The following is a 7,007-nucleotide window of genomic DNA, read 5'->3' on the forward strand; positions in this document are numbered from 1 at the left end:
CGCCCTCATCGAAGGCAAGCGACGCGGCGCCAAGTATGTGGTCGTGACCATGTGTGTCGGCGGCGGCATCGGTGCAGCCGGCCTGTTCGAAGTGTTCTAAACAGCACGGCCTTGCAGCATTCAGCCCGTGGCTGAATGCTGGCCGCCAACCGAGCCTTTGGCACCCGCAAGACAACGGGTGACCGGGGCAGAAAAAGCCGCCTTCGGGCGGTTTTTTCGTTTCTACCTGTGTGCAGAGCCAATACGCGAATTCTCGGATGGCGCTTGTGCTACCCCGAGCGCGCACGGACGTTTCGTACACGACTACCGGAAACTACGGTTTCCGCGAACGCGCGCTGGGCCGATCATGACCGCATAGATTCCCTGCCCGGCCACCCCGGGCTTCGACGCGTTCGCCATGGCCAAGCCGATCAGTTTCTTCGTTCATCACCAGGGCCGCGGGCATGCCCAGCGCACCATGGCGATCGTGCGCGAGCTGCCGGCGACACAACCGGTGAGCGTGCTCACGGCGGACCCGTCGTTGTTCGATGGCTTCGAGCGCGATATCGAAATCATTGCCCTGCCGAACATGATCGGCGCGCCCGTACCCACGCCCGAGCTCTACGATCAGCCCACGCCATCGGTCATGCACTGCGTACCGCTGGGCCTGGCCGCCATGCGCCAGACCATGCGCCGTATTCTCGACCATCTGGACGATCGCGATACCGGGCTGTTCGTAATCGACGTATCGGCCGAACTGGCCCTGCTCGCACGCATCGCGAGCGTGCCGGCCATCAAGATCCGTATGCACGGCAATCGCGGCGATGCCGGGCACCTGGCCGCCTACGATGCCTGTGCCGGCATGCTCGCCCCCTTCGACGAACGTCTGGAACAGGCGGACTACCCCGACTGGGCACGCGCCAAGACGTTCTACAGCGGCGGGCTGTGCACCAGTCATGAACACGGCAACGATCGAACCGCGGCACGCCGGGCGCTGGGCCTGCCGCTTGATCGTGAAATCGTGGTGGCCATCACCGGCGGCGGCGGCGCGGGTACGCCCTATGCCCCGTTGACCGTGGCCGCCCGGGCCGCGCCCGAAACGCTGTTCGTCACCGTCGGCCCGCTGCACCGCGAGGGGCACGAAACCGACTTCGTCAACCTGGTCAACCACGGCTGGGTATCGCATACCAGCGATTACATCGCTGCCGCCGATATCGTGCTCGCCTCGGCCGGCGACAATACGGTCCACGAAGTCATGCGGACGGGGCGTGCGTTCATCTGCGCGCCGGAGTGGCGCTATTTCGACGAACAGCAGCGCAAGGCCGAATCGTTGGCCGCCGTCGGTGCGGCGATCCACCTGCGCAACTGGCCGGGCGATCTCGACGGCTGGCGCACGTTGCTTGAACGAGCCCGAAAGCTCGATATCGAACACCAGCGCGGCCTGCATTCGCCCGAGGCGGCGGCCCGGGCGGCCGGCTGGTTGCAGTCGCGCATGGAAACGCTATGGCATGACGACGACAGACGCGCCCCGCAGCCGGTGGCAATGGCCGCCAACTAGCCGTAGCGGACCTCGCCGTCCAGGCGGGCAGCCCTTGTTTCTTCGACGCTCGGCCGGTGACGTACCACGATATCGCCTGCCGTAGGCGACCAGTCGATCAGGCCGGCGTCGCGAAACATGGCCAGCCAGTAATCCATGCACCAGCGTCCCCAGCGAGCATGGAACCGACGGGCGTTGGTGACGATCGCCTCGAAATGCGGATACGGCGGCCGGTACAGGGCATGGTGCTGATGCCAGGCACGCGCTCCCGCAAGCCAATAGAAGTCGATGCCCGCCATTGCCAGACGCCAGGCATAGTCGGTTTCTTCCCCGCCATAGCCTTCGTAAGCCTCGTCGAAGCCGCCGGCACGGGTATGGTCGGCGTGGTGCAGCGCGAACGACAGCCCCCAGAGCTGGCCCGGGTCGCCTTCGGCTAGCGGCGCGTCGGTGGCGAGCCGTGGGCGCGCCGGATGAAGCTCACCCAGCCGATCCAGGCGTTCGAAATCCGGCCTGCCAGCGGCGTCCACGCGCACGGCATCCGCCGGCAGATAGCGCACCTCGCCCATGAACAAACCGGCCCGCTCGACCAACGCCGCGCGATAGCGCTGCACCAGTTCAGGCGCCGGGATACAGTCCACGTCCAGAAAGATCAGCCCTTCGTGGGCGGCACGCTCGGCGGCCAGATTCCGGGCCCGTGCCAGCGGTAGATGCGCGCCCGCGACCCGAACATGCCGCACGGCGAAATCCGTGACCGGCAGATCGTCCTCGATTTCGGGCTGCATCCAGGCGATGACGAGTTCATCCGGCGGGCTCGACTGAGCATTGAGCCCGTGCATGAGGTTGACCAGATGCGCGCACCGGTCGCGCACCAGGGTGAGTACGCTCGTCTTCACGACGCGTGGCAACGCGCCTGAAAGTGCGTCACGCCTTCGATGACGCCCCGCGCATGGCTGGCACCCGCCAGATAGGCATGCCCCAGCCCGGCCGCCTGGGCCAGCCCGTCGCGATAGTTGGCCACCACGATCGCACAGGGAAGCATCTGAAGCATGTCCAGATCGTTGGCCGAATCGCCGGCCACATAAACCCGCTCGTGGTGGGTGTCGGTGGCCTCGGCCAGATACGCCACCGCCGCGCCTTTCGACGCACGTATCGGCAGCACGTCCACGCAGCGATCGTTGCTGTGAATCACCCGTGCCTGCAGCCCGTTGTCGGCCAGCAGCGCCCGCAGGCGCGGGGCGATGTCCTGCCCCGGCTCGCACAGATAGCTGATCTTGTGCTCGCGCTGCTCCAGCGGCGACTGGGCGACGAGTTCGTCCACGCCGTCCAGCACTCGGGCCACGGTGGCGCGCTCCCAGCCGTGGTTGATGCGAGCGGCCCAGCGGGTATCGCGGACATAGGTCACGCCGTCGGCCGCCAGCCGATACACCTCGGCGCCCACGCAGGCGATAAGAAAATCCGGCCAGGCAATGCCGGCCTGCTCGAGAATCAGCAGCGCGCTATGAAAGCTGCGCCCGGTCGCCACGCCGAAGCGCAGCCGCGGCTGGCCGGCATGCCAGGCATTGAAGTGCGTCACCCCCTGCGCACAGCCCACCAGCGTGCCGTCGATATCGCAGACCAGCATGGCATCGGCCGGCGCAGCGGCGCGGCGCCGACGTTCAGGCACGCCATCGCATAGGCGGTGTAGCAGCCGATGGTAATAATCGACGTGCCGGGCCCAGTCGAACACGCTCGTGGCCTTGCGCCCACCGGCCTGGCAGGCCAGCCAGCGCTCGCGGTCGTCGAGCAGTTCGATGGCGGCCGTGGCGATGGCATCGGTGGAACAGGGGTTGACCAGCACGCCGTTGTGGCACTGCTCGATGATGTCGTTCGGCCCGCCGGAATCGGTGGCGACGACCGGCAGCCCCGCGGCCGCGGCTTCCAGCAACGTCAAGCCGAAGGGTTCGTTGAACGCTACGTTGGCGAACAGCCCGCAGCGCTCGCGTGCCCAGGCATAGACTGACGGCACATCGGCGCCGTGGTGCTGTTTGGGGTAGGCAATGCGGCCATACAGATCGTAATGATCGATCAGCGCCAGCATTTCGCGCAGGTTGTCGGCGATCTCGGGTTCCAGCGCATCCAGGGATTGTCGGCCGCCGGCAAGAATCACCAGATTGGCGCGTTCCTGCAGCGCCGGGGACTCGCCATAGGCACGAATGAGGCTGGCCAGGTTCTTGCGCGTAACCGGGCGTGCAATGGCCAGCAACGCGGGTTTGTCCGGCTCGTTGAGAAAACGCGACATCAGCGCGTGTACCCGCGCGTTGGGCTGAGAACGCGCGAAGGCCTGCAGGTCGCTGGCCGGGCGGATTACGCGGATACGGCCTGGGTCGTATGCCGGGTACTGCGCATACTGAAGCTCGGCTTCGTCGCGTGAGCTGGCGATCACCAGACTCGCATCGCGCAGCGCCTGGTTTTCCACCTCGATACGACGATCGAGGGCCACGTTCGCCGGGGCGTTGGCCTGTCCGGCCGCCGCCGCATAATCGCGTTTCGGCTGGCCCAGCGAGTGGGCGGTGAACACGAAGGCAATACCGCGCCGGTTCTTGACCTGTGCCGCCACATGGGCGGCATCCGCGTAGTGGGCATGCAGCAGGTCCGGCGCCCGGTCGAGGCTATCGATATAGCCGACCAGCCGATCGCTGAACGCCGGCAGCTGATCCCAGAGTTCTTCCTTGCTGCGATAGGCCGAATCCGGCGTGGGCAGGCGGATGATGCGCACCTTCGGGTTCACGTATTCGCAGCCGCTGCGATAGTCGCCCGCGGTGAATTCCGCATCGAAGGCGCGCGTGACGATATCGATCCGCTCGATATCCGGGTCGCGTGCCGAGGCCTGGGCCAGTTCCAGCAGGTAACGAATATGCCCGCCGGTATCGGCGGTGAGCCCGTATTCCACGTCGTGGGCTCGAAGACACCCTTGCAGGGCGATGTGCATGATAAACATGGGCGCGCTTTATCCTGTGTCGCCGTGAACCATCATCCCCGTGCCATGACCCCGAACCGGCCGCTGCGCATCGCGCAGATCTCACCGCTCATCCTGCCCCTGCCCGCAGCCGAAGCCGGCGGTACGGAGCGTATCGTGGTCGACCTGAGCTATGCGCTGAACGCGCTCGGCCACCAGGTCACCGTGTTCGCAAGCGCCGACAGTCAGCTCGACCTGCCCTGTGTGAGCGCGCTTGAAAGTCTCGCCTTCTTCGAAACCCGTGACGGCCACGTGCCGCCCGGGCTGCCCGGCGTACTCGAAGCCGCGCTCATGGAGCGGCTGCGTGAAAGCCTGGCCGATTTCGATATCGTCCACTGCCACGGCGAATTCTTTCATGCCGCCCTGCTGGGCGAGCAACGCAAACACAGCCTTACGACCATCCACTGGCGCACCGACGAACTCGACCGCCAGCTTTTCTTCTCCGCCTTTCCGGACCTGCCGGTGGCCGCCATTTCGGCCAGCCAGGCGCATACGATACCGGCGTCCAACTGCCGCGGCGTTGTTGCCCACGGCCTCGACCCGGCACGCTTTGCCCCACCGCCGCCGGTCGAGCCCGACCACAGCCTGCTGTTCATCGGCCGCATGACCGATCAGAAGCGTCCGGATCGCGCGATCGACATTGCCCGACGCTGCGAACATGCACTCAAACTAGCCGGAAGTCGCGACCCCGGAAATCCGTACTATTTCGAACACCACGTCCAACCGGCGCTGGGCGGCGCTATCGAGCACGTTGGCGCGATCGACGATGCACGCAAGCGCGAGCTGCTCCTGGCGGCGCGCGCGCTGATTTTCCCGATCGACTGGCCGGAGCCCTTCGGCCTGGTGATGATCGAGGCCATGGCCTGCGGCACGCCGGTGATCGCATGGAACAACGGCGCCGTGCCGGAAGTGGTTGAGCACGGCGTGACCGGCTTCATCGTCGACAGCATCGACGAGGCCGTGGCGGCCGTGGCTCGCCTGCCCGAACTCGACCGCAGCGTCATCCGTGCACGCTTTCTCGAACGCTTCACCGCCGAGCGCATGGCGCGCGACTATGTCCGCCTCTATCGCCGGCTGCTCGCGGATGCGTGAGCACTTTGCAATGGCGCGCAACCCATTCACGACCGCATTACTACGCATTACCCGGTTTGCGCCCAGGGGCTACCATCCATGCCTATGCCGAGCGACTCGAGCACGCCCCATGGGTGAACCTGTTTGCCGCGGGGCTGTCCCGCCCGGCGCCCGCTTGGCGCGGCCACCGGCCATGAACTGCGCCACACGTACGCGCGTGGCGATCTGTGTACCCGTACGCGACGAACGCGAGTGCCTGCCCGCCCTGCTCGATGCCTTCTCGCGCCAGCACCGGCCGCGTGCCGATCTGGTGGTGTGCCTGTTGTTCGACGGCTGTGACGATGGTGGCCATGCCTATGTCCAGGCACGCAAAGCCGAGCTCGGCTATCGGCTGGTCAGCGCGCGGATCGAGCGCCTCGCGACAGCCCGTGCCGGGCGCGCACGACGCGCGGCCATGGCGCTGGGCGCAAAAACGCTTGCCCGCGATCGCCAGCCCGGCGACATCGAACTGCTGCTGAGTACCGATGCCGATTCCGTTCCGGCCGCGGACTGGGTCGACGCCAGCATCCGCGCGCTCGAACAGGCCGACGTCGTGGCCGGCTATATCGAACGCCCGGATGCGCCCCCCATGGATATGCACCGCCGCGTGGAACGCTACTGGGAACGCCTGCGCTGCCTGCAACGCACGGTCGACCCACTCGACTACGACCCGGCCCCTTCGCATCCGTCACAGGGCGGCGCGAGCCTGGGCTTTCGGGCCGACGTCTATGCGGCGCTGGGCGGTTTCGACGATATCGCCACCCACGAAGACGTCCGCCTGGTCACCGCGGCCCGGGCCGCCGGTTATCGCGTGCGCCACGATCGCGGCGTACGCGTGGCTACGTCGTCGCGCGTGCACGGGCGCGCCGTCGACGGCCTGGCCGATACCCTGCGCGCCCGCCAGTCCTGCCGCGACATGCCCGCGGTGCAGAACCCCGACACAGCCCTGGCACGTTATCGCCTCTGCGCCCAGACGCGCGCCGCCTTCGACGGCATCGCCGACGCCGCAACGGCCCGCGCGCTGGCCGAGCACAGCAACCGCTCGGTGGACGAACTGCGTGCCATCGCAGGCGAATGCGCCAGCGCCGAAAGCTTCGTCATGCGGCTCGTGCCCGACCCCGAAAACAGCGAAGAACTGGCGCTCGATTCCGCCGAGCAGCGACTCGCCCAACTGGAAACCGCCTACGGATGTCCGACCGCATGACCGACACGCCCGATCTGGCCAGCCTCGACCGCAACGCCGGCGATAGCGCCTATATGGCCGCGGGCATCGCACGCCTGCAAACGGGCCTGGCGTTCGACGATCCGGCCGACGCAGCGACCTATCGGATACTGCTGCGCCGCCTCTATGCCGCCGGGCGCTTCGACCTGCCCCTCGGGCGTCTG

5 protein-coding genes and 1 pseudogene are annotated in these 7,007 nt (G+C 67.0%); 4 read left to right on the forward strand and 2 right to left on the reverse strand.

All coding sequences use genetic code 11. From position 1 onward, the window contains the following. The first annotated feature begins 397 nt into the window (after nt 1-397). Entirely contained in the window at nt 398-1,537 is a 1,140-nt protein-coding gene (locus ABNU97_RS16500) for a glycosyltransferase (RefSeq protein ID WP_348767762.1), read from the forward strand. Here ABNU97_RS16500 and ABNU97_RS16505 read toward each other — a convergent pair. Further along, a complete protein-coding gene (locus ABNU97_RS16505; protein ID WP_348767763.1) occupies nt 1,534-2,409 on the reverse strand; it encodes a galactosyltransferase-related protein in 876 nt (291 codons plus the stop codon). The genes ABNU97_RS16500 and ABNU97_RS16505 overlap by 4 nt on opposite strands. Beyond that, nucleotides 2,406-4,493: an HAD-IIB family hydrolase gene (locus ABNU97_RS16510; protein WP_348767764.1), complete on the reverse strand. Its 2,088-nt coding sequence runs from the start codon at nt 4,491-4,493 to the stop codon at nt 2,406-2,408. Before ABNU97_RS16510 ends, ABNU97_RS16505 begins: the two co-directional genes overlap by 4 nt. A gap of 45 nt (nt 4,494-4,538) precedes the next feature. On the opposite strand from ABNU97_RS16510, the gene ABNU97_RS16515 reads away from it, so the two are divergent. The 3 genes and pseudogenes from ABNU97_RS16515 to ABNU97_RS16525 all read left to right on the forward strand — a co-directional run. Beyond that, complete coding sequence (locus ABNU97_RS16515; RefSeq protein WP_348767765.1) at nt 4,539-5,603, forward strand: glycosyltransferase family 4 protein; 1,065 nt, start codon at nt 4,539-4,541, stop codon at nt 5,601-5,603. Nucleotides 5,604-5,775: 172 nt separating this feature from the next. Further along, nucleotides 5,776-6,825, forward strand: coding sequence for a glycosyl transferase family 2 (locus ABNU97_RS16520; protein WP_348767766.1), 1,050 nt, complete (start codon nt 5,776-5,778; stop codon nt 6,823-6,825). After that, a pseudogene (locus ABNU97_RS16525) lies at nt 6,822-7,007 on the forward strand (acyl-CoA dehydrogenase); the annotation flags it as partial. The gene ABNU97_RS16520 and the pseudogene ABNU97_RS16525, both read left to right, overlap by 4 nt.

The sequence above is a fragment of the uncultured Salinisphaera sp. genome (assembly GCF_964012375.1).
Classification (GTDB): domain Bacteria; phylum Pseudomonadota; class Gammaproteobacteria; order Nevskiales; family Salinisphaeraceae; genus Salinisphaera.